The sequence below is a fragment of the Burkholderia sp. LS-044 genome (assembly GCF_004803625.1).
Classification (GTDB): domain Bacteria; phylum Pseudomonadota; class Gammaproteobacteria; order Burkholderiales; family Burkholderiaceae; genus Burkholderia; species Burkholderia cepacia.
Genome location: NZ_SSWO01000019.1, coordinates 117607 through 142940, shown reverse-complemented (window position 1 = coordinate 142940; position 25334 = coordinate 117607). Strand labels below are relative to the sequence as shown.

The window sequence follows — 25334 nt, the reverse complement described above, 5'->3', positions numbered from 1 at the left end:
GTGCGGGCCGCCTTCGACTGGAAATCAGCGATGAACCAGTTTGCTATCCTGTTTGGCGAGCGATTCACGCAGGCGCGCGGATAAGGCGCTGTTCAACCGCCTCGCCCACAAAAATGCGGACAGGTTCCTACCGCGCGATTTAGAAGAGGGCCAGCTGATCGACGACCTCAAAGATACCGGCTCTCGACTGCTCGACAGCTTCGTCGAAGAGATCGCAGAGGGTATCGGCGGGACGCACTGCCGCGACCGCCGGCGCTTCGACGGAGGTTGCCACGGCGACCTCACTGCCGAGCACCAGGTTATCGGCCGGTTCCTGCTTTGCGTCGGCGTCCGGAGCCACTGCGCTGCGATCCAGCGCCAATACTTCACGCAGCGCGTCCGCTTGCCTGCGCTGCCGGAGCTTTGCCCGCCAACCGCCGAGAATGTGCGCCGGGGTATACCACATCCCCCACACTTCCATGGTGAGCGCATTCCCATGCACGACCACCGCCGGGATGTGCATCATTGACAGCTGCAGGTATGTCATATGAGCGCAGCGTGCATCGATGTCGATACAGGTCGCATGCATGGTCTGCTGGTAGTTCTGGCCGATCGACAGCAATGCATCTGCCGTTGCGATCACCATCCCACCAGCACCACATGCAGGCTCTTGCATCCGCATGAACCCCTCCTGCTCTATGGTCTCGCTCCGGCTACCGATCAAGATGCCGGCCATCAACCGAGAGATGCTGTAGGGAGTGAAGAACTGACCGGCACGGTCGTTCCCGATCTCCAACATCATGTACGTCTCGCCGAGCACGTCCGTCAGGTTTCCTGGGCACGGCAACGCTCCCGGGGGAAGGTTGTCGTCGACCCCAAGCCGATGCTCGAACGAGAGTGTCAGCTCCGCGAACATCCGGGCAAACAGTTGCAGCTCTTCGGGTTTGTATTTTCCGACGATCTCCAGGTAGCGCTTTTCCCGTGGTTCAAACTGCGGCTTGTCCACGCTGTTGCTCAACGCGATAGCGGATATCTCGACGAAATCCGCAAACACCGTATTGATCTGATGGGCATAGCCAAACTGCTTGAGCAGCTTCACGAGTTCAGCCTGATGGGGATCGGCTGCGCGTGCAAACTTTCTTTCCGCGCTCTTTCGGCTCATACGACGGCCTCCAGCGTACGGACGGTTGAAACGGACATGGTGCTCTCCAGATTGATGACGGGAGAGCACGCCCGACGGGAGTGATCCCGTAGGGGTGAAGTAGATGGGCCGCGCGCGGCCGTAGGTCGATGCGTCGTAGACGCGGTGGTTGGAACGGATGGTAAAGCGTGGTGCCCGAACTGGGGGCCCGAAATGCCGTCAGGTTCGGGCACGCTTTCGCCCAGGTGGCCGAGCAGCCGAGATACCCACAATTACGCTGCACAAGCTTGTGGATAAGTCGCCGCCGCCCTTGCCTAGCGGCGCTCGCAACTCGATGCTCACTTTTTAAGCAGAAGCTGGGCCGCGCAACCGGTTGAGCGGGGTAAGGCGAAAAGCTCCAGCAAACAGGTGCGCTTTCGCAGTATTCGTAGCGTTCAGAGAGCTGCATGGTTGTAGTGGGCGCATCCGTCGTCCCCTGTCCAACCAATTGAGCACCTGCAAAATGACCAACCAACCCATGCGCGTACCTTTGGACCGCGCCCGCCATCTCGCCAGCTACATCCTGTTCGTTGGGAAGTGGGCCTTCTACATTTTCTTCGTGTGTCCGAGCGTGAGTCTTTGCGCCGCTCTCGCGCTTTACAGCAACTTCTCGTTTCAGACGATCCCACGAGAAATTTTGGAGTTCGCCGCGCAGACTGCGAACAACCCACCCGCGCAGCCCGGCTCGCTTTCGATCCAGGTATGCCAGGACAAAGTTCCCAACCATGCGCTTCCGGCTTCTCCGATCTGCCAGTCGAAAGGAATCGAGCAGCGTCCGATCGCGGCATTGGCTCGGGATCTTGGTGAACGCCTCTGGGTGTTCTATGCGATCGTCGTGACTGTTGCCGGAGTACTCGCGATCGGGCTCGGGCTCTTCGGGCACGATCGCGCCGCGCTTCGCCGGCGACTGGCTAGCTGAAACCGTAGGCTTCAATTTTCGATCGTGTTCTCTTCGACCTTATCGGCGCCGGCTTCCATCGCCACCGGACTGATCACCCAGCTCGGCCGCGGCTCGGCCTGGCCATGCCTCGCGATACTGGCAGCAGCCGGGCTGCTTTTTGCGGTCGCCAGTACCGTCCGTCTCGTCATGGCCACCATTCGGCGCTACGAGCGCGGCCGCTCCACGCGAATCATGCAGATGCGCAATCCGCACTGCCACGTGCAGCGGCTGGCCAATGGGCAGTGGCTGCTAATCGACAAAGACACCGGAACGGTGTACATCCCACCGCGGCTATCGCATCCCCCCATCAACGAATGGATATAACCAACGCATGACGGCCTCCTACAGCCATTCGCCGCTTCTGCAACTCGCGAGGCAGCTCGAGCGCGACTCCTCCGCATATACGGTTCGCGTCGCTGGTTTGATCATCACTTGCGTTGGCGTCCTGTCGCTCATTGTGCTCTCGGCACTTGGTCGGAACACCACGATTGCAGCCGCACTCATTCCAATCGGGACCGTAACCTTTTCCATCGCGTCTCGTGCCGCACACCGAGTAGCCATCTGCCGCAACACACTCACCGACCGGATGCTTGGCGCCATCGCTGACAGCGAGTTGATCCCCGGCTGGGCCAAAGTCGAAGTTGCGGCGGACTACTTGGCCCGAGGAAATGTTCCCGTCGCGACATTAGCCAAAATCGATCTCCGTATCGCCGAGCAGTTCCAGAACCAACGACTCGTGGCGGATTCGACGCCAGGAGCAGCCCGTTTGGTCGCCAGGTACGGCAGATCCGTCGAAACCTCCGGAGCTCTTGATCGGAGCGACCAATGACCACCAACAAATCGTCTGCCAAGGTCTCGTTCTCGGGAATCGCCGTCCCGCTCGATGACGTCCAGGAGAACCCCGCCGCCTTCGTCCGTCAGCTCGAGCGCGCGAAAATCAACCCGGGCTACGCACAGTGCTTATGCCGCGGCGCCGCCGCGCCACTCCGCCTCCAAATTCGTCGATACGGCAGCCTACTGCATCTCGCCGGCTGGCCAGATGAAGGCCGAATGCACGACCGCCAGTCCTGTTCGTTCCACAAGGATCCGAATGACGGGAGCAGCGAAAACGGCAAGACCCTGCCGGGCATCGTGGTCACCGCCGCGGGCTTGCGCGCGAAGCTCGACGTCGCCCTCACACAGCGCACCGTCGGTGCGCTATCAAAGGGCCCACGGCAAGCCGGCACACCCACGACCTCGCGCCGCTCGGCGCCGCTCCTCGGCTTCCTGCAGGCGCTCTGGCAAGTCGCCGGGCTCAATCGCTGGTCCGGTGTTGACCGCGCGCGGAACTGGGGCGTCTGCAATGCGCGTGTCCTCGCCGAAGTCAGCGACGCCGTGATCAACGGCGAACCCGCAGAGAAGGTCCTGCACGTCATGCGCAGGTTCCAGGAAGCGGATCGCAACGCGATCAACGCCGAGTTCGAGGCTTTCCTCGCCCTCGTTGGACAGCGCGACGGTACCAACCATCGCGGCCTGATCGTCGGCGAGATTGCGGAAATTGGCGTGACCCCTTACGGCCGCTCGATCACATTGCGACAGAGCGCAAAACGGTACTACTGCAATAGCGAGTTGATCTCGCTCACCGAGAAGCGATACAGCCACGCGATGCGCGCGCTCGGCGACCGCGATGCCCGGGTTATCGCGATTCTCGCGATCGAGCGTACGCCGAAGGGCCATCACGTTGCAGTCGATCTCGCTGCAATGCTTTGCTCGTCCACGTACATCACATGCGATTCCATCCACGAAGTCGCTATGGCAAATCGGCTCGTTGTCGAAGGTCGCGCCTTCGACAAGCCAATACGGCTAAACGAGGGCACCGACATGCTGCCGGACTTCGTCCTAACGGACACTGCGGAGCCAACCCACATCGAGGTCTATGGGATGAATGGCATGGCCGAGTACGAGTCTCGCAAGCGGGAAAAGCAGCGCCTTCGGATCGCACGTGGCATCCCGGCCGTGGAGTGGGATATCGACAGGTTTCAACTGGCAGATGTCCGTTTCCCTCCCATTGCGCGACGAACCACCAAACCTTGACATCGCCGCGCCGCCGGCATGATGAAGGCATCTTCTCAACCTGGATGCCTCCTATGCACGGCAAGTCGCTCTTCCTCCATCGTGCGGTCTCTCGCACCGATCAATGGGGTCCGCAGTTTCCCGCCCTCTCCATGGCATGCCACCAGCGCGACTCATTCTCCGGCGGCCGGCAGCTCGCCGTCGCAGTGACCGACGCTCGCGGCCTGCGGTGTGCAGTCTTCACGAGCTTCGGCGCCGTCCTTGAGTTCCGTGCGTCGTGGGACGAACTGGAACGGGCCGTCACCTGGTGGCATTACGCGCGGGCATGGCATTTCTGGTTCGTCGATGACCTGCAATCCGCGCGACGAGTATTTCCTACCGAGCCCGGTCAAATCGCCGTCGCATCCTCCGAATCAAGTGACATATCCAGCACGTCCACCAACTCACTCCTGTCCCTTATTCGCATTGCGGAACAACGAGCATCACTCAATTAACTTACGCGAGCGATAAATATCCGGAAGGAGTATTCGCGCTTTTCTCGGTTTTGCCGGCCTGCAAAAACAGCAATAATGCCGACGACGAGAAACTTACAACCTTCCGACAAATGATCGAACAGCTCTATCCATGTGAGCACTGTGGCGGCCGGCCGACCGTCGGCCGATCGCAACGACTCGTTGAATGCGACGAGAATCGTCGATTCGATTTCAGCCGCTTCGGCCGCTTCGGCGGCCCGCCGAACATTGGTGACGTACTTCCCCGCCCGCCCGAGGCTCCGCTGACCGAACCGTTAGTCTGCATCTATTGCACAGGTTGCGGCATGTCGACGCAGTGGGAAGCGATCGGCGACGACGAAGCGGCCGCGAAAGACCGATGCGCCGAAACTTGGAACCGGCGAGTGAATCGACCGAAGGCAACAGATGAAGACCTGCGAAGGCTGATCGAGAGAGAGCTCGGCGCCTGCGATACGCAGTTGGTGCTCGACATGTTGTCCCGCGTGGAAGGAGACTGGAACGAGATCGGCCCGATCTTCAAGATGTTGGCGCAACGCATTGTCGACGCGACCGTCGTCACCTTCGACACGTGGCCGATTGCACCGGTGCTCGAAGACGCGGCTCGATATCGAAAACTTGTTCAACTGGCGAAGTGGATCGAGGTCGACGGCCAGGACTATGTCCAGTTCCCAAAAATCCACTCGCCGAACGAGCATCGCGATTTCCTGTTCGAAGACAGGATCGCAATCGCGGTCGACTCGATGCCTGATCGCGACCGGTGGTAGAAAACACAGCAGCACTGTTGAATCCGGCGAGAAAGCGGGCCGGATATTGTTACTTCCTCAACAAACTATAACGACAGAGATTGAATAAAAAAAAGCCGGCTTGCGCCGGCTTAACAATGGTTCTAGCGATTTCCGAGGGCCTGTGCCAGAACCTGAGAGACAAGCCTATGTTACCGGGCCCGTCTTTCCTCCAGCAGGCGTTACACCGGCGATTTCTCGCCTCATTTTCCGACGCCCCCGCATAACGCCAGCCTCGACAAGCCGGCGCTCCCCGTTTCCCGACCCGCAAATGTGATCCGCGGCGTTTGGCGCTCGGATATCAGTCGCTTTGAATACCCCGTACGCATAGCCCAAGCGCGAAGATGATAGCGGCAGCAATCTGCGTTCGCCGGCGGCGCCCTGACTTCGCTCGACGCGGTAGGCGGGTGTTTCAGTCGCGATGCGCCTCACTTGACTTCGCCTGCCGGGCGCTACGCTAAGTCTGCTGCCGTCGACACTTTCAGATGACGCGTCGAGCACGCGAGCCCCTATCCAGCGGAGTACACCTCATGAGCGATTTGAACGAAATGAACCCCGCGTCGGTTGTTGACCGAAGCGCGGACCGGCGCGACGAAACACGCCGGCGGCCCGTACAACAGCATGCCAATCTCGAAGGGCTGCGCCAGGCGCTGCTTGCTCCCCGCACGATCGTGCGCGACGAGAACGGATGGCTTACGCATCCAGCCTTCCCGGCGTGCGATGAGGATGTTCGTGCGGATCGGTTCCTCGCCGCATTTGGCATCGAATCAGCTTTCGTCTCGATGGAAAGCGATGTCGATATCGACGCATACGAACGACATCACGAATCCGGCGACTTCAACTGCAGCTGGTGGCTCCCGACTACGCCGGCCGGCGAGGGTTGGCAGCTTCTTGAGATCTATGACACAGAGACAGGCCCTTACGCCCTGTTCGCCCGTGAGAAACAGCACGAGACGATGCGGGCACGCCCCGACGGCAACACCCGCAAGGCTGGGGCTCGACTGATCCCGATTGACGCGGCCCAGGCCCTACCGCTGACAGACGGCGACGCATCGGAGCGGGCCGGTGGTGACGTCCCGGCCGCCGTTTTAGCGGCGCTCGACCGAATGAGCACGCCGCTCCACGAGTCGGTGCTCGACGGTGCGACGGCGGCTGCGGACGCGCATTCGATGAAGGTGATTCGCGAATACGTCCTCGGTGGTCACGCTGGAGTGCCATCCGGGACGACGGCGTCCGACAGCGATCCGATTCGTGACCCGCGCGTCACCAAGATGGCGACTTTCATGTTCCGCATGATCTCCGCATTGCGCCGCACGACCGAATGGAAGGGGCTCGCCGCCGAGGCTCTCGGGTACCTCACCGAAATCGGCGTGAACAAGACGTACCGCATAGCCACTCGACCCGACAACGGGGCAGTCGCACAGCCGCAATCCGCTGACACCGATGCGGTCCGCGATTTCCGGCACGGCAACGCCTGAAGAAACCGTCGAGAAAAGAACGTAATGGGCTATATCAATCCTCTGTTGCAACTCCCCGCGGCTCGCGACCTTCTCGCCCTTCCTGCCGAGTCACGTCGTGCGGTCGCATCGGTACTTCGCGCGCTGCGTACGCAAGCAAACGCGGAGGCGGAAATCGCCTGGTCCCGTCGAAAGGGTCCGATGGCCGCCTATTGGCGTGCGGTGGCGACGTACGCCCGACACCTCGCGCACGCCATCGACAACGGGCGACCGGAGCCCGAGTCAGCCGCGACGACGTCGGCGAATCCGGTCGAACGGGTCGTTACTGTCCGGCGCGCGAATGCGCGTGACGGTTCCACTGTCGCTAGCATCCAGGCGCCCGAGCGAGGCATCGATGCCGATCAAACCTGAACCGCACAATCATTGTCCGGCCACGTGGCCCGCGACGCGCGCGCGCATCCTCGCAAGGGCAGGCAACCGGTGCGAGCAGTGCCACGTTGCGAACGGCGATGACGTCGTACGCGGCATCGACAAGGACGCCGGCACATTCCAACGCCTCGAAGGCGACGGCGAGGTATTCGCGGCCGATGACGGCCGCCTGCTCGGATACTGCAAGGCGTCGGAATACTGCGGCTGCAAGTGGACGAGGATCGTCCTCACGATTGTCCGCCTCGACCATGTGCACGAGCACGCCAGCGACGACAACCTCAAGGCGCTCTGTCAGCGCTGCGGCCTTGCCCATCGCGCTGAGCATCGGCGCACCAAAGCCGCAGCGACGCGCCGGGCACGTAATGCGATTGGCGACCTGTTCGACGTCGCCGTGATGGGAGAAAGCGAATGACTGCCGCCGATAGGAATCACCTGGTTGATGTCCCGACTGACCTGAACACTGCAAAGCGACTGCAGCAACAACCGCCGGCGAACAGGCCCGCGCCGGTCAGGGAGATTTTCGTCGTTCAGGCGTCCACGATGTACGAAGGTAGCGACCCGGTACGGGCGTTCGCAACCAGAGAATCCGCTGACGCATTCGCACAAATGTGCCGCGACCACGAAGAGGTGCGCACGCCCCCTCCTGGGATAGACGCGCCTGAACACGAATGGGACCGATGGACGGAGTCGGACCGCGCGTGGGAACAAACGCATCCGGCTGCTCCGCTCTCCCGCCGGGAGAGCTACGACGTCCTGACGCTCCTCTTCGACCCATCCTGAGCCGCACCGGATGCTGCATGTTGCGGCTACTATCGACGCCGCCAACAGCCTCCGCGTCGACTCGATAAGAACCCGCTGCGACCGTCACTGACTTGGCGACGGCGATGCAAGCAATCGATACAGCGCCTGCCTCGAAATCCCCAGTGCCGCCGCAGCGTGGCTCTTGTTGCCGGCAGCCGCCTCGAGCGCGGCCTTCGTTTCGGCAACGCTCGGTAAAGGTTTCTTCAGCTCCGACTGCCGGGCGAACGTCGAAAGGTATGCGTTCGCCTTCGACGGACGGCTGTGGCCGGCGGCCTCGACGACCCGGCGCTTCGCGTCCTCATGCGCTGCAGGATCGGGACGTGCCGGCGAGCCCTTGATCGGCGCCGGCACCTCGGCCACCTGCTCATAGAGCGCCTGCAGATACTCGTGACGCAGTCCGTGGCTCGTCACGCCGATGCCGCTTTTGGTTACGCCATGCTTGGCGAGCACGTAGTAGTACCAGTCACGCCACTGCTTCAGCGTTCGGCCGGCAGGAATCGTGGATCCCGTAACGCCGTTGATCAAGCGCGCCGCTTCCTCCAGGATCACGATCTTCCGTTCGATAGGCACCTCACGCGGCCGCCCGCCCTTCGTTCCGCGCGTCACCGCGAGCATGCGCGGATCGCGCACCGCTTCTGCCGGGCGCAGCATGAAGCTCTCTTCGACACGAAGTCCAAACGCCGCTTGCATTTTGAGCTGCACCGCGGTGTACGGACACGTCTTCGCGATCTCTTCGATCTTCGCCACCGCGTCCACCCCGTTCGCAGCCCATGACTTGTCTTCCGTAGCCACGTAGCTGCGTTCAAGGCCCGCGTCACGGCGATCAACGTAATCGCCGAGCGTGCCGACCAGATTCGCCTTGCCCAACCACTGGGCGAGCGCTCGCAGATACGTGAGCTTGTTCTCGATCGTGCCGCCCGACTGCTGATCCTTGACCCACCGGTCAACGAGATACTCTACGTGCTTGGTCTTCAGCGACCATGGCGTCTGCAGCGCGAACCCACCCTCGCGCAGTTCGACGAACGCCTTGCAGATCGCCGTCGCCCGGTATTCCTGCGTCTTGATCGACAGCGCGCGTTTGCTGATCCGAGTCGTGCTGTGAATCTCGGCGACATGCTGATCGAACAGCACCAGCAACGCGTCGCGAAACTCTGGCGACAGGCGATAGCGTCCCACAACAGCCCGAACGTTGAGGATCGCAGCCATCCATTTACTCCTTGCGGTCGATACCGCTCACACCCGGCGGAACTCACCCGCCCCTTCCTATCATCAATCGATCGTCCGGAGCGCGCCGCACGCATCCGCAGCGGCAGCCCGCCAATCGCGCTCCGCGAACTCGTCCACCACGATCCCAAGAACCGACACAGACGCCATTCGCGAATCCATCGTACGATGCGCGGCCGCTCGGTCAAGAACCGCTTTGCGCTGCGCAGCCGGCGCGCGGTCGATCCCGCTAACGCGATCGATCCGTGATCTGCCGGCGGCCATCGCTTCGCGCAAATGTTCCCCACATCAGCCGACACGAGCCGTGTCTGGATTGTTCGCGGCAGCCCCATAGACGTTCACCTTTTCCATCCGTTGCGCGCCCCTACCTGACGCGCCACGGCTACTTCTCTCGCCCTCGCTCGCGCGAATGGCTCCGCCGGTATCCGCCGGCGCGGTCTTGCTGCTTCCTGTCCTTTAGCGATTCCATCCGATCAGCCCGCTGCATGGGAAGAGCATGCAATCCGACTGTCCATCCTGCTTCCATGACCGACGTAGTCCGCGCTCCGCGCAAACCGTCGCCGACCATTTCGCGCCCGCTCTCCGGACGCGCTGCGCAGAGTGACTCCGCCCAGATCAGCTTCGTGGCTACCCTGCCAGCCTGACGCTTGCGCGTCTCGGCGCGGACGATCCTCGCGGTCGCCGGCGCCGGGCTATATGCCGGGCAATTCTTGTTGCGCATTTGGGTTACGGCTGCGCCTACCGTTCGTTCTTCCAATCAGGGAATCGCAATGCCGGTCTCCCCGGATCGCAAGACTTCCCCCGCCCCCAAGCACGTTCATGTCGGCCGCGGTGTATCGGGCTTCCTGAACGCACCCAGCTCGTTCGCTGAAAGGGCGTGAGTAGACGCAATTGAGGTTGCGTGGACTGTCCGGTGTCCGGTGTCCACATGTCCTCATTGCGTCCCATTGCGGCAAACCGCCGCCGATCGTATGGATATCGCACTGTCCAGGGGTCCTCAAGGTGGACCACTGTGTACTTGATTTGCTTCAGAAAAAGGCCGCGTCAATGTGCGGCCCGGACATTTCACTGCGTTGGAGGCCCAAAGCGGGCCGGAAGGGGGAGTGTGAGCGCTCGGCGCTCGGTTTCGATGCGTCGATGACGCGGTAGGTGATGCCCAGAATAGGCCGTTTCGTCACGCTCGACCGCGCGAAAGCTGACGGGAAGTGCGCCGCTTTCCAAAACTTGACTTTGCGTACCGCTCGATAGACTGAATCACGCAATCTCGGACTTTATCCGGGAGATTCAAGGGCTCGCCGTTGCAATCTCCCACTTTATGTCCGACTTCGGTAACGGCCCGTTCTCAATGTCCGACTTTATCTAGGACTTTGGTGCAGTCGCTGTGCCGAAGTTCGACTCCGGGTTCGACGTTGCACTTGCCTTCCATGAACCAGTGACCAAAGGAGTCGCCCTTGAAAACTGCAGTCTTTGCTATCGACGTCGGCTACGGCAATACGAAATACGCACACCGTGCCGCGAACAACGCCGTGGCCTCCGGAATGTTTCCGTCGCTCGCGCCGCTTGCGGCGAGCCGTTCGATCGCCGGCTACGGAGACAGCGTGCTGACCACCCGCAAGGTAGCCACCATCGTGATCGACCAGGTCGAGTACGAGGTCGGCCCGGATGTTTCCCTGACTGCCGCATACGGCAATACCGGACGCGCGCTGGCGGACGATTACATTCTCACGAACAACTATGCCGCGTTGCTCCTCGGCGCGATCCACTTTTCCGGCGTAACCCATGTCGAACGCCTGGTGCTCGGCCTGCCGGTTCACAACCTGAAGAAGTATGCGAGTGCGTTGATGGAGCGGTTCACCGGCACACTAGATTTCGGCGCGGGACGGGTGAAGATCGACAAGGTGATGGTGATCCCGCAGCCGCTCGGCTCGCTCGTCCTCGCCTCCAGCAACCGGAAAGGCGGGTTTGGCCGCGACGTGGAACATCTCGTCGTCGACGTCGGTTACTTCACGACCGACTGGGTGTACGCGAGCGGCTTCGCGATGGACGACAAGCGCAGCGGCGGTATGCCGGGCGGCGCATCGCAGATCTATCAGCGCATCGCCCAGCTGATCGCGCGCGACCAAGGCGACGCGGTCGAGGACATCGAGCGAATCGACAAAGCACTGCGCGAGCAAACGCCGTTTTTCTTCTATGGGAACGACATCGACCTCGCGCCCTATCTCGAGAAAGCGCAGCCGTTGATTTCGGGCGTGGTGAAGGAAATGCAAAACAACGTCGGCCGTCTGGCAAACGTTCGTTCAATCATCCTGTCCGGCGGAGGCGCGGCACTCTACGCATCCGTCATCCGGCAGGCGTTCCCGCGGGTCGTCATCGAGGTGATAGACGCACCGTGCCTCGCGAACGTTCGGGGGTTCCTGCTGGTCGGGGAATCGAGCGTCGCTCGCGAACGCCGGTAAGGAGTGGACATGAGCGACAAGATCGAGATGACCATCACGATCAACGAGCTCGTGTCGCCGCTGCTGTTCGAGCGGTTGAGCACGTGTCCGTCGGCTCGTCGCCGGGCCGCCGTCCTCAAAGCGTTGGCCGAATCAGCGCTTCGTCAGGAATCGACCGGGAAGGCGCTCGTCGTAACGCCGGCAGTGGCCACGCCGCTCGTCTCGCCCGCATCAACCCAAGCTATGCAAGCGCGCGCAACTGGCGCCGACGATAGCGACGCGTTTCAGGTACTCAGCGTTGGCGATGGGAGTCTTGACGGCGCGGGCTTCGACGACTCGCTTCACGATCAGCTCGGGGCATGGGCGTGACAGCCCGTCGGTTCGTTTTTCGCGGCTTGCTTTCTGTACAGACCTGAGAGAATTGCTGTACGAGGTAGGTGTTCAAAACGTGTGCCACGTCTTGCACCGATAAATGAGGAGAAGAAGATGCTGGAACTGATCGAGTGGATTCGCAACGGCGAACTGATTCACAAGCTCGCATCCCCCTACTTTTGGCTCGCAGTGGCAGCGGCCGCGATTGCCGCCGAATACTGCGTCGAGGCATGGCACGCCCATATGGCCAATGCCAAGGACGAGCAATGAAGGCCGTCGCCGGCACCGTATCCACGGTCATCCGTGGGTTCCGGGCCCTTCCGTTTGTCCTGCGTCGCCTCGTTCTGGTCTTGGTGTACTCGCTGATCTTCGTGGCCGGCGCCTTCATGCACAACCACGGTGCGGGCGACATCGCCAGTCTGTTTCTTCTTGTTGGGGCGATCGGCACATTTTGGGCCGGCGGAGCGTGGCGAATCTTCAGGCTCATCCTCCTTCTCGTCCTGGTTATCGTGGGCGACTAAGCAAAAAAAAAAGCGACTTCCCGAGGGAAGTCGCTTGTCTTCAGGCTTAGTGCGGACGGCTCTTCTCTTTTTCTTCGAGCCACGCCATGCAGAAATCGACCGCCGGCTGAAACGCTTCATCCCGCAGGATGAAGCGATCGTCGCCTTCGAGCAGCCGGTCGATCACGTCGAAGCGCGGACCTTCGAAAAGGTCCGCTGTCCCCTCGGACGCCACCTTGCGTGGCGCCTCGACCACTTCAAACTCATCCAGCACCAGTCGAAACGAGCCCATCATTCACCTCGTGATGTGGCCCGGCGCAATACGGCCCGGAGGGGACGTATCCCCACCGGGTAAGAAAAAAAGAGTACCGGCTACTGCCGGCGTCAATGTCACATTGCCGCGCACATTCCACTGGTACGGATCCGCGTCAGGTTCCGTTTCCGCGTTTCCTCGCGCGCCAGTTGCCTAGCGCGCACATGGTCACGCTGTTGCACCCGCCGTTGATACTGCAACTTCCACACGTCACAGAAATCCACGCCCTCGACCACTGACTTCACGATCGAAACGCGCTTGCCGTGCGCACGAATTCGATCAGCAAGAAGCTGCGCATGGTGTTCACCCGGCCTGAATCCGCGCCGGTGATCCACCTTGTCTCGATCGGCGTAGATGATCACGTGGTCGTAGTCGTTCCAGTCGATATCGGCATGCTCCAGGCCACCGCAATTCAGCAGGCAGCGGACCTCGATGCGATTCTCGTACCGCGCGACGACCGCAAAACCAGTCTCGGCGCCCTCCACCAGAGCTAGCGTGCGAGAGCGCGTCGTGTTGAGCCGCACCGACGAACCGAAACTGCCGGCCGGAGCGCTCATCTCCAGCTTCGCTCGAGGCTTCCCGTTCTTCGTGAGAAATGGAACCTTCTCGCCGTCGGCCGTGAGGTAGGTGCGATGGACACGCCGCGGCTTCCCGGCTTGCGATCGCGCGCGCTGAAGCATCACGGGAAACTTCCCCCGCTTCTTGCCGAAGGCGTCGACGTACTCCAAGCCTGGGTGGCAGCGCACGTCGCGTCCGATCCACTCGAGCCGCAGCCCGGGAATGCGCTTCGATAGGTATGTCCAGGCGGGCGAATCAACCGACACCGGATCGGCGCCGTCCCACGCGGCCTGCATTTCACGACACTTCTGCTCGTCGCTCTTTTCAGGCCGGACCGGGACCGGCTTTGCCTTGCGGACCACCGCGACCGGAATACCACCGTTGTAGTTGCCGCTTCCGAGCTCGTAGTAGATCTCTCGATAAGGTTTGCCGGTCACCTCGTGAATCAGCTGGACGCCGGTACCGCCCTTCAAGCAGCGCGCACAATGCCAACCACCGCGGGGGTCTTTCTCGGCTGGATAGAGCCGGAACGTCTCTTCCCCATCGCAAAGCGGGCACGCCCACCAACGCCCTTTTCCGTTCAAGAATCGACTGTCGATGTAATGCGGAAAAACATTGGGCCAGTCTATGGCCGCGAGATTCAGCTTCTTCAGCTCTCCCATGATTCGTCCTCCGTTCGCACAACGGCGAAAACGCGTGCATTCGCCACCGGTCGGATAGCCAGCACAGATGGATCAACAAACCTTCCTACCGCCGCGGACTCCAACGGCACGTCGAATCGACGCGTCATGGAGAGCCCAGAGCGGGACGAAAGGCAAAAACACTTCACGTTCACGGATATCTCCAGTTGGACTGCGGGTTTTTCGATGCCTGAGACAGGCGCAGAAACGCTTGCTCAACGAAGCCGCGCGCGGGCGCGTCGGCTTGGTTCAGCAACGTCAGCGGAACAGGGAAATGCGGGAGGGAAGGAAGACGGCGTGCGATGTGCCCGAAGGCACGTCGCACGCTATAGGTGAGAAAAAACGGGACCGAGAATCGGGATGGTGAGCCCTTACGGGAACCCCTTCGAATCAGACCGAATTAAATAGGGTCGGCTTCTAAAAAGGGATGTCGTCATCCATCTCATCGAAGCCACCACCACCGCCATACGACTGCGTCTGAGCCGGCGGGCGCGCCGAGGGTTGCGGACGGGCCGCAGCGTTTGCTGGCGGCTGACCGGACGGCTGTCGTGAGGCCGGGGCGCTTGTTTGACGACGCGTGCCCTGCTCGAACTCGTTGTCGCCACCGTGGCCACCGCCGTCACCGCGACCGCCGCCGTTGCGGCCGCCGAGCATCTGCATCTGGTCCGCAACGATCTCGGTCGAGTAACGATCCTGCCCGTCCTGGCCCTGCCATTTGCGGGTGCGGATGCGGCCTTCGACGTAGATCGAGCTGCCCTTTTTCAGGTACTCGCTCACGATCTCGGCCAATCGGCCGAAGAACGAGACGCGATGCCACTCGGTCATTTCCTTGTAGTCACCGCTCGCCTTGTCCTTATAGCGATCGGTCGTCGCCACGCGAACGTTCGCGACTGCGTCGCCACTGGGCAGGTACCGCACTTCCGGATCGGCGCCAAGATTGCCGACGATGATCACTTTGTTTACAGATGCCATCTAGAACTCCTTCACTTGGTAATCGACCACAGCCACTTGTCCCACATGACTTGCTGACCGTTTTTCATAATGGGTGAGCCGTCTTCCTTGCGGAACGCCGGCACCTTGATCTTTCGGAGGCGCTTCACAGTGACGATTTCACCGACGCGGCAACCGCACTCGCTGATCGCGTCTTTCAGGCCTTCGCCCTGCAGAGTCTGTTCACCCTGTCTCGTCTCGAGGCGAAGGGCAAAAGACCGATAGCTTCGAGATTTGCCAGGTCGACGGTCGGGGAAAGTTTCTTCGCCCCAGCCGGTGATCCGTCCTTCCACCGCACCGGAGCGGTTCGATTCGGCGTCGACACCTCGACGCGGAGAACGGAACCCAACAGATTCACGCGCGGACGTTTGGCGATCGACTTCGCGTTCCACATCCGCCGGCGTTTCCGCCACTTCCGACGAGCGTCCCGACCAAGGTTCTGTATCCGCGGTTGGCGATGCAACGCCCATCGCGCCAGTGGCCGGTACGCTTGCCCGGCGAATCGCTGTCGCGATCGCGTCCTTCAGCGGGACCGAGTGCTGATGCAACATCGCCCAGTGCGGCGCGAGCGCGGGCAGGATCTTCGTGCCAAACAACGTGTCGCCAGGTGCGTCATCGAAATGCGGTACGAACTCGACGACACAGTCGCCTTCGTCGACGAACAGATGGACGATTCCGGCGATTGTTACGAGCGTCTCGTTGTCCGCGCCAGTGCCGACAGCTTTTGCGCTGCCGCACGACGACGAGGGCGGCTCAACCGTCGACGCCGATGCCCGAGGACTGCCCGGGAAGGCTTGAGCGAACACGCGCGTGAAGAACATGACTACGCCCATTGCGCCTCCAGCGACAATTGACCGCTGCACCAGCGGTTGAGTCGATTGAAGTCGTAATTGAGCAGCGGTACGTCGCGGATCGCGTCTTGCATCGCGCGCGGCCGTACACGACCGAGTGCGCAGACGACCGAGTACGGAATCGCTCCAGTCCAGAGCTCCATGATCCAGCCGAGCGTCGCGTAGTAATCGACCTTGTCTACCGGCCGATTGCACAGCCGTTGATGGAGCATTTCTGCGCAGTCGATCAACGCCTCCGGGACGTTGTCGCTATGCCGGCTGTCGAGGGCGAAAAAGACTACGGCCTCGGCGAGCTTCTCCCGAACGTGCGGCTCCCAGAGGTCGGGGTCCGGCAATGGATCGGGTTTAGGCGGGGTGATGAGAATCGGCGAATCGCCGCCGAACATGTCGAGCTGCCAACCAGCTACTTGCGGTTTCATAAGCGTGCTCCGGATATCAACCGGGCACCTCATTCCCCTTACCGGGAACGTGGTTCCCGGTGGGAGATGGGGGCGACCGTGCGAATTTCCTCGCACGGTCGGACTGGGGCAACTTACTTCGTGCCCGTCTGCAGAGATTCGGCGGCCGGTTTGGACACCGCCTTCATGGGGATGACAACGGCCGACTTCGCGTACTGACGCTGCGGAGTGATCGGGGTCTGCACATCGGAATGCGCGGGTGCTGCGTGCGCGTGGTTCGTATGCCGAGGACTTTCGTCACGATCGTGGCGGTCAGCTGCATCGCGGTCCGACTCACGACGCGCAGTCTTCGCACGGCTCTTGAAGTAGGCGAATCCTGCGATCGCCAGAAAGACGAACACGAGAATCGAGTGCGCCGCGAGGTAGACCGCGAAACACAAAGCGAGGAACTTGCCGGGCGATTTGAACGCGCCACTGATCAGGGATTGCAACATCTTTCTCTCCAGAGAAAATTGAACAAGGGGATGTCCGGACAAGGCCCGGTGGTTTCGATGCTCGGAACGAGCATGGAAATCGACGCGAAGCGCTTTCGTCCGCGACCGCGAGGGTCAGCGCACGAAATCGCTCAAGGCCGATTACAGGGAAGGCGCGGGCGAGCCGCGAAATGGCAGAGCCTTTCGGCTCAGAGAGGTCGATGCGTCGAAAACGCGTGATAGAGCTAGGGTAAGCCGCTGCGGTACGAGGACCAGATCGAATGCTCGCCAAACGCGTACAGCTTTGACCACGCCGCCTCGACGCAACTGGTTGAGGGGCTAAACCGAGAATGCTCCAGAAAAACGTATAGCTTTCTCCGGAACTTGACTTCGAAAATGCCGAGGCAAACTGGACGCGTCACTTCCACAAACGAGGCGCATCCCAATGTTCTGGACTCTCATCCTTGTCGCTGGTGCCTGGGCACTGGCCAAGCACTACACGAAGGCTCACCCCCGTCGCCAATCGACGCTCCCGATTACGCGCAGCCAGGCGTCGGGCGATGCTGGAGAGGCACGCGTGCTTGCCGAGCTGCGTCGCGTACTTTCCCAGCTCTGCGGCAACAACTTCTACGTCCACCCCACCGCCCTGCTGTTGCTGCACGCGCCGGGCACCGAGTTCCCGACTGCCGAAATCGACCATCTCGTCGTCACGCCGTTTGGCATCTTCGTGATCGAGACCAAGAACTGGGCCGCTGCTATCGCGCCTGGCAGCAGCGCCGATACCGTCGTGTGCCACCTGCCGAGCGGCAAGCGGGAGGAACGCCGATCGCCGATCAGTCAGAACCGGGCCAAGGTTGCCTTCCTGCGCGGCACACTTCCAGCTATTTGGAACGTTCAGGGCCTCGGTGTCTTCGCAAACGATAACTGCACGCTCTCGCCCGACCTTTCGCTCGCCCTCGTCACCCTTCGCGACCTGGGCTACTGGTTGCGTACTCAACGAGATCGCCACACTAACTCCACAAACCCCGACATCAACGTCCCGGCAGCGTGGGGGGTCGTCAATCGACTGAGCGTGGACGATCCGACCGGATCGGCGCTATCGACTCATCGCCATAAAGTTGCCGGAAATTCATCCGTAAACATATGACCACCGGTTTACATTTTCTAACATTCTGTAACTTTTAGTTTCAGATTGCCGACGCGCGCCATTTCCGCGAAAGACGCATCGTTTCGTGCAGCTTTCGCCCAGTGGCACTGAAAAGCGCCGCGTAAGCTGGTGCAGACCGCCAGGTCTCATTTTCGTCGGACGGGCGTCCCCCGATCCGGCAATTCGCCGAACCCGTGCCAGGGAAGGCCCATCCTCTACTGGAGAGCGCTTTGTCCAAAAAGCCGTCGAAGAAACTCGAAGACGACGAGAACTTCAACCCTACCGTTCCCGACAATGCGACGTCGGCGGACGCCGATCTCGAACTGAAAGCCACGTTCGCGCATGTGCCGGACCAGCTGGAACTCACCACCGCCGCCCGCGAGACGTTCACCGGTCTGCCGGACAGTCTGATTAGAACAATCATTCAGGAAAGTGAGGAAGTCGCCCACTCGACGCGCAAGATCCTGCAGGAGCACATGCGGATCGGCGGCAATTTTGCTCACATCCACGCATCCGTCATCGGCCATTTCGTCAGCACCCAAGGCGACAACCAGAAGGTCAGGAACCGGGCCGCCGAGCTGGTTTACTCGTTCCTCACCAAGGTTTTCCAGAAGTCGAAGTCGTCGGTCAGCCTGTACATCCGGGTCTACAACAAGTTTTCGAGCAACATCGGCGCGGTCGAAATGTTGACGTACAGCGATATGTCGCTGCTGGTGCACAACCACATCGGCGACGACATCATCGAGAAGGTAATCGAAGCGAAGCGTGATGACCCGACGCTCACGAAGAGCGAAGTCAAAAGGCTCATCGCGACGCTGGAAGACCAGATCGCCGGAAAGGACAACAGCATTGAAGAGGCAACTTCGCAGTTGCATGCCTCCCTTGGCCGACTGGACGACGCTCAGAAAGAGATCGATCGCCTGTCGTCCGAACTCACCAACGTGCGGCAGGAGCAAGCCCGGGAGAAAGAAAAAGCGCAGGAGACTCAGGTTTCGCTCGCCTCGACCGGCAAGCAGGTCAGCACACTGCAGCACACGATCGCGACCAAAGAACGTGAAGTCGAGCAGCTCACTGCCGAAATCGTCAAGCTCAAAGCAAACCCGGTGAAGACAGAGGTCCCGGTGCCAACGCTGCCGGAAGCCTACACGACCCTGCAAGATGCGATGAACGCCAAGCTGGCCGAGTTCGAGGCCGCGAGCGCGAAGCTGGAGCAGGCGCAAGCGCAACTTTCCGAGCTCGAGGCGCGTGCCCAAGAGCACCGCGCGTCGATCGAAGCGAGCGAGGTGCTCGAAAAGAGGATCCGTGGGCTGATCGATACCTTCAGTTCCTTCGTTCAGGACTATCACAGCGCGCAGCTGCTCGCGACCGCAGACGGAAATCCGACCCGCTTCAAACCGCTGTTCCAGGCCTTCAGTGACCTGATCGGCAAATTCCACGGTGAGGTCACGGCGGCGGCACGCGTCTGATTTTGCCCGGGCCACGCTTTATTGTTGGGCAGTAGAAGAGAGACTCAAAAAATGGACAAGAATAATTCGCGCGAGACCTACCGTTCGATCGAGCGACTGTACGTACCCAGCTGGTTGGCCGAACGCATCCAGGTGACAAACTTCGACCTCGTCGATCAGATGAAGTGGCTGCTCGAAATGAATGGCGATTTCAACGGCATCCTCGCCGTCGAGCGCAAAGAAATCGATCACGTCAAACACAATGAGAGCTCGCTGCGCAATCTCCTGCGTACGCCGTTCTTGATGGTCGCCCCGACCCTCGAGTCGGTAGAGGACTGGCGCTGCTTCGTCGACGACACCCCCACGACCGTCGCGGTCGACCAGCTGATTCGCAAGCTTCCGCCGCTGGACGCGCTCGCGAAGTTCTCGGTCGAACAGCACAACCGGGTCTTCCTTGATCTGGTCACGAGCGTCATTCACCTCAGCGTACTGGCCGCTCCGCTTCTCGGCGTCAAGACCGAAGTGGTCGCCTACCTCGCGTCCGTGCCGACATACAAGCTGCGGATTGCGCTCGGTCGAATGAACGGACTGCCGCTGTTTCGCTGGCGCTTCAACACGCCGACCTTCTGGTATCAGTTCACCGCCAGCGATCTGACCGACGAGATGGTGGCACACCAGATCATGGCGACCTCGCCGATCAGGATGAACAGCGCGCCCGGCAAGGCCGGCTGGAGCGAACTGCGCTTGCCCCGCGAGAAGAACGAGACGTACGCTCATGCGCTGATGGCGTATGGTTGCCGCGCGTCGACAGCCGCCAGCCTGTTTCGCCTGAATCAAAACGCGATGCGCCAACGGTATGTCGAGATGCACGGCACCAGCTCACCATGCGGCAACACGCCGAACTCACTCAACTGGTTTGTCGAGACACCGACCAATCGCCTGCACGGAACGATCTTCACGTGGCTGTACCGCGCGGCGCTCGCTTCAGGTGCCAACGCACCGCAAGCGCTGATCGCAACCAACGACGTCTACCAGCAGATCTTCGGTGGCCAACACGCAATCTCCGTCGACCGCGGCTGCAACCTGACGCGGGCGATGGCGGCCGACAACCGGCTCACGATCGCACCGTGCCGAACCTGCCGCACGGAATACATCGTCAGCAACAACGATACCAAGATCGAAATGCACCATAGCTTCGACTGCCCGGCCTGCACGGGACAGCTAGGCGCGAAGCGGCGTAGCACCAAAGCGAGGACGCGCAATGGCTAATAACGACGATTGCGCGGCTCTTCACGCCCTCCCCGACCTGCCGGCGAGCCTGATCGTAATCAACGGCGATCGCCGACCGCAGTTTGCGTGGTACGACGTCGAAACCGAACAGTACTACTCCGAGGCGGACGGCCGAGTCATCGTCGACGTCCGAGCCGCGCTGCCGTGGGCAGCGGTCTACGTTCATTAACGGACACATGGACGACCTCGCCTATCTCGTCGCCGAAAGTAACGCTGCCTGGCTCGAAGGCCGCGGGGACGGCCGATTCCAGCGATACGAACGGTTCTATCAAGTGCAGCGCGAGACGAGGGCCGAGTCGTTCGAGCTCGAGCAGATCAATGAGGCCTATCCCGATTGGGTTGGAAGTCAGCCGCCGCCGGTGCTTGGAATGCTGGCCAGGCCGTGGTTCGGTAAGGTGCTGGTCGCCCTCACCTGCATGTACGTCGGTGCGGCAGCAGTCCCCGCTGTGTCAACGGCAATTCCGTACAAATCGACCGCATTGCTGGGCGTGGCCTTCATCGGACTGCGGATATTCCACTGGAAGCGGCGCAAGCCCAGATGACCGACCACCATTGATTCCCGCCAGATGGCGGGATTTTTTTGCCGATTCACCATTAAGTCTGACGAAATCTAACCGTAATTTAGAATTGGCGTTTTTTGGCCCGCCCAAGCCATTTCAAAAACTGGGCCGTCGGCCGCGCGAACTTGACTTCGCCGCCGCATCGGTAGGATGGATTTAAGGGTTCGCGGTGGGCGGGCCCGACAACAATACGAGGACCAACACAATGAAGAAGATCACGACCATCGGCCTGTCCGCCCTCACAGTGGCGGCGTTGCTCACTCTTGCCGCCTGTGGTGGCGGTGGTGACAGCGGATCGAGCCAGCCGGCTGGGAACAACGATTCCGGCTCCGGAAATAATGGAAACAACGGTAATGGTGGCGCGCAAACGACGCCACCTGGCACCGTATCGACGCCGCAATACGACGCTGGCAGCGTACAGCTTGCGGTGCTCAATCAGTTGAATCAATATCGCTCGCAATGCGGCTTCCCGACGCTGCAACAAAACACTTTACTCGATCGTGCGTCGCAAGCCCATTCGCAATACATGGACGTCAACGCGGTCGTTTCGGACGACGAGGACGCAACAAAGAGTGGATTCACCGGAGCCACATACGCAGATCGCGCCAGTCGCGTGGGCTTCGCCGCGGCAAACTCGACCGGAGGCGTAAGCATCGGGTACTACACCAATTCAAGCCTCACGACCGACCAATATGCTCAACATCTCATCTCAGGCTGGTTGGCTGGCGTCTATCACGTCGACGTCGCGTCGTTGCCGGTAAACGTTGCGGGCATCGGCGTTACGTCGACCCCTTACAACAGTTTTCCGAATATTCACGCAGCGCTTTCGCTCGCGAACTTCGTTCCTCTGACGGGCGCCGCGCCCCTAACTTTCCCTTGCGAAGGGGTTTCGGGCATTCCGTCGAAGGGTGTTTCGGAAATCCCGACACCTCCGAATACGTCGGGCGCATGGGGCACGCCAGTTTCGATCATCGGGAGCGTCAGCGATAAGGTCCTCCTGAAGTCTGGCACGATGACCGACGCGTCGGGCGGCGTCATCAACCTGCAACTGCTCGACTCATCGAACGATCCGAATAAGGTGCTGAAAAGCTACATGGCAGTCGCATATTCAGCCAGCGCCCTTACGCCGAACATGTCATATTCGGTAGCACTCACTGGCACGATCAACGGAACAGCGTTCTCGCGAACGTTCACCTTCAAGACCGGTCAATAGCATCAATTCTGAAGATGCCGGCTCTGCGAGCCGGCATCTTCGACACTAGTAGCGTCAGAGTCAATTGAGACCCAAGCAATAGTCGCTGCACCAACGTCCTTGCGATTTCCGAAGACGCTGCGGACTTTCCTGTCCGCTGTATGTGGTCGCCCCCAATAGCTTGACAGGTCCGTTCACGTTGCCATCGACATCAACTGGGCAGATGTATTCGTATCCGAATACGAACGTCGTGCCTTGCCCAAGTGTCCCTATCCATGCAAATATCCCGCGAACGAGGTATTGCCCATTTTGCAGGTACATGATCAGACCATTCTGATCGGCGATGTACTCTTGCCCCGGGTCGAGCGTCGTATAGGTAAACACACCATCTTCATCGGTCCGCTTCGTCCATTTCGCACCAGATGTGTTGAGGAACGAGTCACTAAGGGCGAAGCTAAAAACCCTTCGTTTTTCAGCAATGATTCTCGGCCGGCAGTTTGCGAAGGCTGAAATCGGATTCGGGTTGTTGGCTGCGGGGGTCATACACGCAAGCCCCACCCAACTACTCCCGCTCCAACTGGGCGCGCTCGTTTCGTTTTGGCCTGGCGGGCAATTTGGCCGCGCTTGATAGCTACACTGCGGCGCCGACCATTGAGACCCCTGCCACACCGAGACGGCAACGGTGGTCCACCCCGCACCGGTTTGACACTGCGGCTGCGGGACCGCCCCGTTGCGCAACGGCACGGCACACGTCGAATCCTGGTAACCGGGCGTGCACGGGATCGGCGCGCACGCCTGGCGCATACCGATATACGCACCGGTCCTGTCGTAGAACGGATACGACCGAGGACTGAACCCTGGCTGGCACGAACCGTCTGCAAATGCGCTGCTCGCCCCAATTGACAGCAGCACGGCCAAGCACCATTTCTTCCAACTTTTCACTTGCCTCTCCCTCAGTACGAGCAATACGTTTCAACGACAGCCATGCCGCCGATCCCGTTGCCATTCCCGTCTGTAATAAACACCGTCCATGGGCCACTGCCCGAGGCTGAAACATTCACGGTCGCCGTCGGATTCACATAGAAGCTCACCGGGCTGAAAACGATTTGCGGTATCCCTCCTGTTGAACAATTCGGAGTCGGGACCCCCCAGCCGTTCTGCACCATGAAATACCCATGTCGAAGCGCGGGCCCTCCGATCGGCAACCAGGCGTGGTCCTGACAAGACAACACCTGTCCGCGGCCATCGCTGTTTTGTGCCATCGCGCCATTTGTCGGACACCACGCGCGCGGCGTTGCAACGGCGCCCGGTGTGATCGTCTGCGTCACCTGCAGCTGGCCATTCACGGTGCTATCGCCCGTTGAAATCGGCGCTGGCGCCGTCCCGTCCGCGTTCTGCACGGCAAGCGTCCCGGGGCTTCGCACCGCGTTGCTGATCGCAACGTTCGACGCAGCAAGTGTCGGCGCTGCGATCATCCCGGTTGCGTCGATGTTGCCCACGTTGTGCAAATCGACCCCGTTGACGTCCTGGCTCCCCGTCCACTTCAACGAGCCATCGCGCCGGATAAACACCGAGTTCCCGTCCGAAGAAGGACCGTTTGTGGCCATCACGATGCCAGCCGGCGCTCCTGGCACCGGATTGGTGGCAGTCCACGCCCCGTTGAGGCCACGCACCACGGCCGAGTTTTGGGACGTCGAGAAGCCGAAGCCATTCCCCGCTGCCTGAGCGACGATGCCGGCGCCCGCAGCATCCGGTTGACCGAGTCTGGTCACGGGCTTCGACGAATAGAAAACGTAGCTCACCTGGCACGATGTCGTGCCAGTCCCACAATCGTCCGGGCCGACGCTCATCTGGATCATGTAGCTGCCCCCCCAGAACGGCCCGGCCGCATAGTTCGCCTTCAGATACGAACCGGCGCGCAGCTCGGCGAACGTCGGAGGCGTGACGGGCGTGGTCTTGCCCCCGACCATCTGTCCCACCAACGTGCCGTACTTGTCCGTCACCCACTTCGACAAAGCGGCGTTGATCACCGCCTGGTTCGCCCCTTCGACGCTCAGCACGTCATGCCGACGCTTCTCGACGTCGCGCTGGATTCCTTGCAGCGTCATCAGCGCAGCGGCAACCAGCACGATCACGACTTCAATGATGCTGAGCATCGCAGGTCCTCAATTGTCTTTCGTCGCGTATAAGACGATGCTCGCGGTGGCACCAGCGGATGCGCATGCCGTGGCCGCAGAGCTCGAGTTGTATGTGATCCCCGGCCCGGAAATCGTCGTGTTGTTCACCTTGATCTGCGTATAGGCCGACGCAATCGAATCTGTCGACAGCGCGCAGACCGTTGCCGGTACCGGGTACGTCAGTGCGACCGCATCATTCGACGCCGTTACCGTCGCGGCAGCGGCGGTGACAGCACCACCGAAAATCCCGGTCAGCGCACCAGACGTCTTGTTCAACCGACGGCCGGCCGAATCGAACGCGCGGTTCTGCGTGAGCGACAGCATCGTCACGTTCGAAAAATCAGTCTCGCCGGCCGTTGCGTCTTGAATCCCGCTTCGAAAAATTTGCGCCTCGCTCTTGAACTGCATCGCGTGAATTCGATCCATCACGAATCCACGCCCCATGTATACGGCCAGCGCGATCAGTGCGGCAGCGGCCATCACGCCGGCCGCTTCGACCAGCGAAAGCTCACCCTTTTGCCAGCGGCGGCCCTTGCCAATGTACGGACGCTTCACCAGCTGCTTGTTGGACGTTTTCAATTGTTGGCTCCTAGAATC

At 60.9% G+C, this 25334-nt stretch carries 30 protein-coding genes; 19 read left to right on the top strand and 11 right to left on the bottom strand.

Annotated elements, in window-relative coordinates; translation table 11 throughout:
• Positions 1-139: 139 nt before the first annotated feature.
• On the bottom strand, positions 140-1141 hold the full coding sequence (locus E9536_RS34620) for an N-6 DNA methylase (RefSeq protein ID WP_136472329.1): 1002 nt from the start codon (positions 1139-1141) through the stop codon (positions 140-142).
• 481 nt (positions 1142-1622) lie between these two features.
• Between E9536_RS34620 and E9536_RS34615 the strand changes: the two genes are divergently transcribed.
• From E9536_RS34615 to E9536_RS34575, 9 genes are all read left to right on the top strand, one after another.
• Positions 1623-2078 (top strand): hypothetical protein, encoded by a 456-nt coding sequence (locus E9536_RS34615; RefSeq protein WP_247873548.1) that lies wholly within the window; start codon positions 1623-1625, stop codon positions 2076-2078.
• A gap of 24 nt (positions 2079-2102) precedes the next feature.
• Positions 2103-2423: a hypothetical protein gene (locus tag E9536_RS34610; protein ID WP_136472327.1), complete on the top strand. Its 321-nt coding sequence runs from the start codon at positions 2103-2105 to the stop codon at positions 2421-2423.
• 7 nt (positions 2424-2430) lie between these two features.
• Positions 2431-2928 carry a hypothetical protein gene (locus E9536_RS34605; RefSeq protein WP_136472324.1) on the top strand — a complete coding sequence of 166 codons (498 nt, stop codon included), beginning with the start codon at positions 2431-2433 and terminating at the stop codon, positions 2926-2928.
• The gene (locus E9536_RS34600; RefSeq protein WP_136472321.1) at positions 2925-4172 is read left to right on the top strand and encodes a DUF1173 family protein; all 1248 of its coding nucleotides are present in this window, start codon (positions 2925-2927) and stop codon (positions 4170-4172) included. Before E9536_RS34605 ends, E9536_RS34600 begins: the two co-directional genes overlap by 4 nt.
• A 53-nt stretch (positions 4173-4225) precedes the next feature.
• Positions 4226-4645, top strand: coding sequence for a hypothetical protein (locus E9536_RS34595; RefSeq protein WP_136472319.1), 420 nt, complete (start codon positions 4226-4228; stop codon positions 4643-4645).
• Positions 4646-4755: 110 nt separating this feature from the next.
• A complete protein-coding gene (locus E9536_RS34590) occupies positions 4756-5427 on the top strand; it encodes a Lar family restriction alleviation protein (RefSeq protein WP_060349347.1) in 672 nt (223 codons plus the stop codon).
• 548 nt (positions 5428-5975) lie between these two features.
• Positions 5976-6923: a hypothetical protein gene (locus E9536_RS42285; RefSeq protein WP_247873547.1), complete on the top strand. Its 948-nt coding sequence runs from the start codon at positions 5976-5978 to the stop codon at positions 6921-6923.
• A 24-nt stretch (positions 6924-6947) separates the two neighbouring features.
• Positions 6948-7313 carry a hypothetical protein gene (locus E9536_RS42280; protein ID WP_244114779.1) on the top strand — a complete coding sequence of 122 codons (366 nt, stop codon included), beginning with the start codon at positions 6948-6950 and terminating at the stop codon, positions 7311-7313.
• Positions 7297-7743 carry a hypothetical protein gene (locus tag E9536_RS34575; RefSeq protein WP_089476905.1) on the top strand — a complete coding sequence of 149 codons (447 nt, stop codon included), beginning with the start codon at positions 7297-7299 and terminating at the stop codon, positions 7741-7743. The genes E9536_RS42280 and E9536_RS34575 overlap by 17 nt, the downstream gene beginning before the upstream one ends.
• Positions 7744-8195: 452 nt before the next feature.
• Here E9536_RS34575 and E9536_RS34565 read toward each other — a convergent pair whose 3' ends face one another.
• Entirely contained in the window at positions 8196-9338 is a 1143-nt protein-coding gene (locus E9536_RS34565; RefSeq protein ID WP_089476907.1) for an integrase domain-containing protein, read from the bottom strand.
• A 1469-nt stretch (positions 9339-10807) separates the two neighbouring features.
• Here E9536_RS34565 and E9536_RS34555 point away from each other — a divergent pair.
• The 4 genes from E9536_RS34555 to E9536_RS34545 all read left to right on the top strand — a co-directional run bounded on the left by E9536_RS34555 (position 10808) and on the right by E9536_RS34545 (position 12684).
• Positions 10808-11812 (top strand): PRTRC system protein D, encoded by a 1005-nt coding sequence (locus E9536_RS34555; protein ID WP_136472316.1) that lies wholly within the window; start codon positions 10808-10810, stop codon positions 11810-11812.
• Positions 11813-11821: 9 nt separating this feature from the next.
• Entirely contained in the window at positions 11822-12160 is a 339-nt protein-coding gene (locus tag E9536_RS34550; protein ID WP_136472313.1) for a hypothetical protein, read from the top strand.
• 117 nt (positions 12161-12277) lie between these two features.
• Positions 12278-12433: a hypothetical protein gene (locus E9536_RS41700; RefSeq protein WP_168799608.1), complete on the top strand. Its 156-nt coding sequence runs from the start codon at positions 12278-12280 to the stop codon at positions 12431-12433.
• Positions 12430-12684, top strand: coding sequence for a hypothetical protein (locus E9536_RS34545; RefSeq protein WP_060321733.1), 255 nt, complete (start codon positions 12430-12432; stop codon positions 12682-12684). The genes E9536_RS41700 and E9536_RS34545 overlap by 4 nt, the downstream gene beginning before the upstream one ends.
• 46 nt (positions 12685-12730) lie before the next feature.
• On the opposite strand, the gene E9536_RS34540 is transcribed toward E9536_RS34545, so the two are convergent.
• The 6 genes from E9536_RS34540 to E9536_RS34510 form a co-directional block, all read right to left on the bottom strand.
• A complete protein-coding gene (locus E9536_RS34540) occupies positions 12731-12958 on the bottom strand; it encodes a hypothetical protein (protein WP_230961103.1) in 228 nt (75 codons plus the stop codon).
• Between the two features lie 95 nt (positions 12959-13053).
• Positions 13054-14196, bottom strand: coding sequence for a toprim domain-containing protein (locus E9536_RS34535; RefSeq protein ID WP_060349353.1), 1143 nt, complete (start codon positions 14194-14196; stop codon positions 13054-13056).
• Positions 14197-14631: 435 nt separating this feature from the next.
• Positions 14632-15186: a single-stranded DNA-binding protein gene (locus E9536_RS34525; RefSeq protein WP_060349354.1), complete on the bottom strand. Its 555-nt coding sequence runs from the start codon at positions 15184-15186 to the stop codon at positions 14632-14634.
• Between the two features lie 11 nt (positions 15187-15197).
• Entirely contained in the window at positions 15198-16037 is an 840-nt protein-coding gene (locus tag E9536_RS34520) for a hypothetical protein (protein ID WP_060349355.1), read from the bottom strand.
• On the bottom strand, positions 16028-16474 hold the full coding sequence (locus E9536_RS34515; RefSeq protein WP_060349431.1) for a hypothetical protein: 447 nt from the start codon (positions 16472-16474) through the stop codon (positions 16028-16030). Before E9536_RS34515 ends, E9536_RS34520 begins: the two co-directional genes overlap by 10 nt.
• A 113-nt stretch (positions 16475-16587) precedes the next feature.
• Positions 16588-16947: a hypothetical protein gene (locus tag E9536_RS34510; protein ID WP_089476913.1), complete on the bottom strand. Its 360-nt coding sequence runs from the start codon at positions 16945-16947 to the stop codon at positions 16588-16590.
• A gap of 424 nt (positions 16948-17371) precedes the next feature.
• Here E9536_RS34510 and E9536_RS34505 point away from each other — a divergent pair, with 424 nt between their 5' ends.
• The 6 genes from E9536_RS34505 (at position 17372) to E9536_RS34480 (ending at position 22581) form a co-directional block, all read left to right on the top strand.
• Positions 17372-18073 (top strand): nuclease-related domain-containing protein, encoded by a 702-nt coding sequence (locus tag E9536_RS34505; protein ID WP_136472308.1) that lies wholly within the window; start codon positions 17372-17374, stop codon positions 18071-18073.
• A gap of 230 nt (positions 18074-18303) precedes the next feature.
• Positions 18304-19539, top strand: a complete 1236-nt coding sequence (locus E9536_RS34500; protein WP_136472305.1) for a hypothetical protein — start codon at positions 18304-18306, stop codon at positions 19537-19539.
• Between the two features lie 51 nt (positions 19540-19590).
• Entirely contained in the window at positions 19591-20787 is a 1197-nt protein-coding gene (locus tag E9536_RS34495) for a FlhC family transcriptional regulator (protein ID WP_136472303.1), read from the top strand.
• The gene (locus E9536_RS34490) at positions 20780-20977 is read left to right on the top strand and encodes a hypothetical protein (RefSeq protein ID WP_060221253.1); all 198 of its coding nucleotides are present in this window, start codon (positions 20780-20782) and stop codon (positions 20975-20977) included. Before E9536_RS34495 ends, E9536_RS34490 begins: the two co-directional genes overlap by 8 nt.
• A 7-nt stretch (positions 20978-20984) precedes the next feature.
• Positions 20985-21350, top strand: a complete 366-nt coding sequence (locus tag E9536_RS34485; protein ID WP_136472300.1) for a hypothetical protein — start codon at positions 20985-20987, stop codon at positions 21348-21350.
• A 223-nt stretch (positions 21351-21573) separates the two neighbouring features.
• Entirely contained in the window at positions 21574-22581 is a 1008-nt protein-coding gene (locus E9536_RS34480) for a CAP domain-containing protein (RefSeq protein WP_136472298.1), read from the top strand.
• 60 nt (positions 22582-22641) lie between these two features.
• On the opposite strand, the gene E9536_RS41695 is transcribed toward E9536_RS34480, so the two are convergent.
• The 3 genes from E9536_RS41695 to E9536_RS34465 all read right to left on the bottom strand — a co-directional run bounded on the left by E9536_RS41695 (position 22642) and on the right by E9536_RS34465 (position 25316).
• Positions 22642-23103: a hypothetical protein gene (locus tag E9536_RS41695; RefSeq protein WP_168799607.1), complete on the bottom strand. Its 462-nt coding sequence runs from the start codon at positions 23101-23103 to the stop codon at positions 22642-22644.
• Positions 23104-23513: 410 nt separating this feature from the next.
• Positions 23514-24716: a hypothetical protein gene (locus E9536_RS34470; RefSeq protein WP_136472295.1), complete on the bottom strand. Its 1203-nt coding sequence runs from the start codon at positions 24714-24716 to the stop codon at positions 23514-23516.
• Positions 24717-24725: 9 nt separating this feature from the next.
• Positions 24726-25316 (bottom strand): type 4 pilus major pilin, encoded by a 591-nt coding sequence (locus E9536_RS34465; protein WP_060321776.1) that lies wholly within the window; start codon positions 25314-25316, stop codon positions 24726-24728.
• Positions 25317-25334: the final 18 nt, after the last annotated feature.

What these genes read in the sequence shown, in the direction of transcription:
- E9536_RS34495 (WP_136472303.1), top strand. Translation starts at nt 19,591, where the DNA reads ATGGACAAGAATAATTCGCGCGAGACCTACCGTTCGATCGAGCGACTG.
- E9536_RS34535 (WP_060349353.1), bottom strand. Translation starts at nt 14,196, where the DNA reads ATGGGAGAGCTGAAGAAGCTGAATCTCGCGGCCATAGACTGGCCCAAT.
- E9536_RS34490 (WP_060221253.1), top strand. Translation starts at nt 20,780, where the DNA reads ATGGCTAATAACGACGATTGCGCGGCTCTTCACGCCCTCCCCGACCTG.
- E9536_RS41700 (WP_168799608.1), top strand. Translation starts at nt 12,278, where the DNA reads ATGCTGGAACTGATCGAGTGGATTCGCAACGGCGAACTGATTCACAAG.
- E9536_RS34515 (WP_060349431.1), bottom strand. Translation starts at nt 16,474, where the DNA reads ATGAAACCGCAAGTAGCTGGTTGGCAGCTCGACATGTTCGGCGGCGAT.
- E9536_RS34525 (WP_060349354.1), bottom strand. Translation starts at nt 15,186, where the DNA reads ATGGCATCTGTAAACAAAGTGATCATCGTCGGCAATCTTGGCGCCGAT.
- E9536_RS34505 (WP_136472308.1), top strand. Translation starts at nt 17,372, where the DNA reads ATGTTCTGGACTCTCATCCTTGTCGCTGGTGCCTGGGCACTGGCCAAG.
- E9536_RS34470 (WP_136472295.1), bottom strand. Translation starts at nt 24,716, where the DNA reads ATGCTCAGCATCATTGAAGTCGTGATCGTGCTGGTTGCCGCTGCGCTG.
- E9536_RS34615 (WP_247873548.1), top strand. Translation starts at nt 1,623, where the DNA reads ATGACCAACCAACCCATGCGCGTACCTTTGGACCGCGCCCGCCATCTC.
- E9536_RS34520 (WP_060349355.1), bottom strand. Translation starts at nt 16,037, where the DNA reads ATGGGCGTAGTCATGTTCTTCACGCGCGTGTTCGCTCAAGCCTTCCCG.
- E9536_RS34575 (WP_089476905.1), top strand. Translation starts at nt 7,297, where the DNA reads ATGCCGATCAAACCTGAACCGCACAATCATTGTCCGGCCACGTGGCCC.
- E9536_RS34485 (WP_136472300.1), top strand. Translation starts at nt 20,985, where the DNA reads ATGGACGACCTCGCCTATCTCGTCGCCGAAAGTAACGCTGCCTGGCTC.
- E9536_RS34510 (WP_089476913.1), bottom strand. Translation starts at nt 16,947, where the DNA reads ATGTTGCAATCCCTGATCAGTGGCGCGTTCAAATCGCCCGGCAAGTTC.
- E9536_RS42280 (WP_244114779.1), top strand. Translation starts at nt 6,948, where the DNA reads ATGGGCTATATCAATCCTCTGTTGCAACTCCCCGCGGCTCGCGACCTT.
- E9536_RS34595 (WP_136472319.1), top strand. Translation starts at nt 4,226, where the DNA reads ATGCACGGCAAGTCGCTCTTCCTCCATCGTGCGGTCTCTCGCACCGAT.
- E9536_RS34605 (WP_136472324.1), top strand. Translation starts at nt 2,431, where the DNA reads ATGACGGCCTCCTACAGCCATTCGCCGCTTCTGCAACTCGCGAGGCAG.
- E9536_RS34540 (WP_230961103.1), bottom strand. Translation starts at nt 12,958, where the DNA reads ATGATGGGCTCGTTTCGACTGGTGCTGGATGAGTTTGAAGTGGTCGAG.
- E9536_RS42285 (WP_247873547.1), top strand. Translation starts at nt 5,976, where the DNA reads ATGAGCGATTTGAACGAAATGAACCCCGCGTCGGTTGTTGACCGAAGC.
- E9536_RS34565 (WP_089476907.1), bottom strand. Translation starts at nt 9,338, where the DNA reads ATGGCTGCGATCCTCAACGTTCGGGCTGTTGTGGGACGCTATCGCCTG.
- E9536_RS34550 (WP_136472313.1), top strand. Translation starts at nt 11,822, where the DNA reads ATGAGCGACAAGATCGAGATGACCATCACGATCAACGAGCTCGTGTCG.
- E9536_RS34600 (WP_136472321.1), top strand. Translation starts at nt 2,925, where the DNA reads ATGACCACCAACAAATCGTCTGCCAAGGTCTCGTTCTCGGGAATCGCC.
- E9536_RS34620 (WP_136472329.1), bottom strand. Translation starts at nt 1,141, where the DNA reads ATGAGCCGAAAGAGCGCGGAAAGAAAGTTTGCACGCGCAGCCGATCCC.
- E9536_RS34590 (WP_060349347.1), top strand. Translation starts at nt 4,756, where the DNA reads ATGATCGAACAGCTCTATCCATGTGAGCACTGTGGCGGCCGGCCGACC.
- E9536_RS34480 (WP_136472298.1), top strand. Translation starts at nt 21,574, where the DNA reads ATGAAGAAGATCACGACCATCGGCCTGTCCGCCCTCACAGTGGCGGCG.
- E9536_RS34545 (WP_060321733.1), top strand. Translation starts at nt 12,430, where the DNA reads ATGAAGGCCGTCGCCGGCACCGTATCCACGGTCATCCGTGGGTTCCGG.
- E9536_RS41695 (WP_168799607.1), bottom strand. Translation starts at nt 23,103, where the DNA reads ATGACCCCCGCAGCCAACAACCCGAATCCGATTTCAGCCTTCGCAAAC.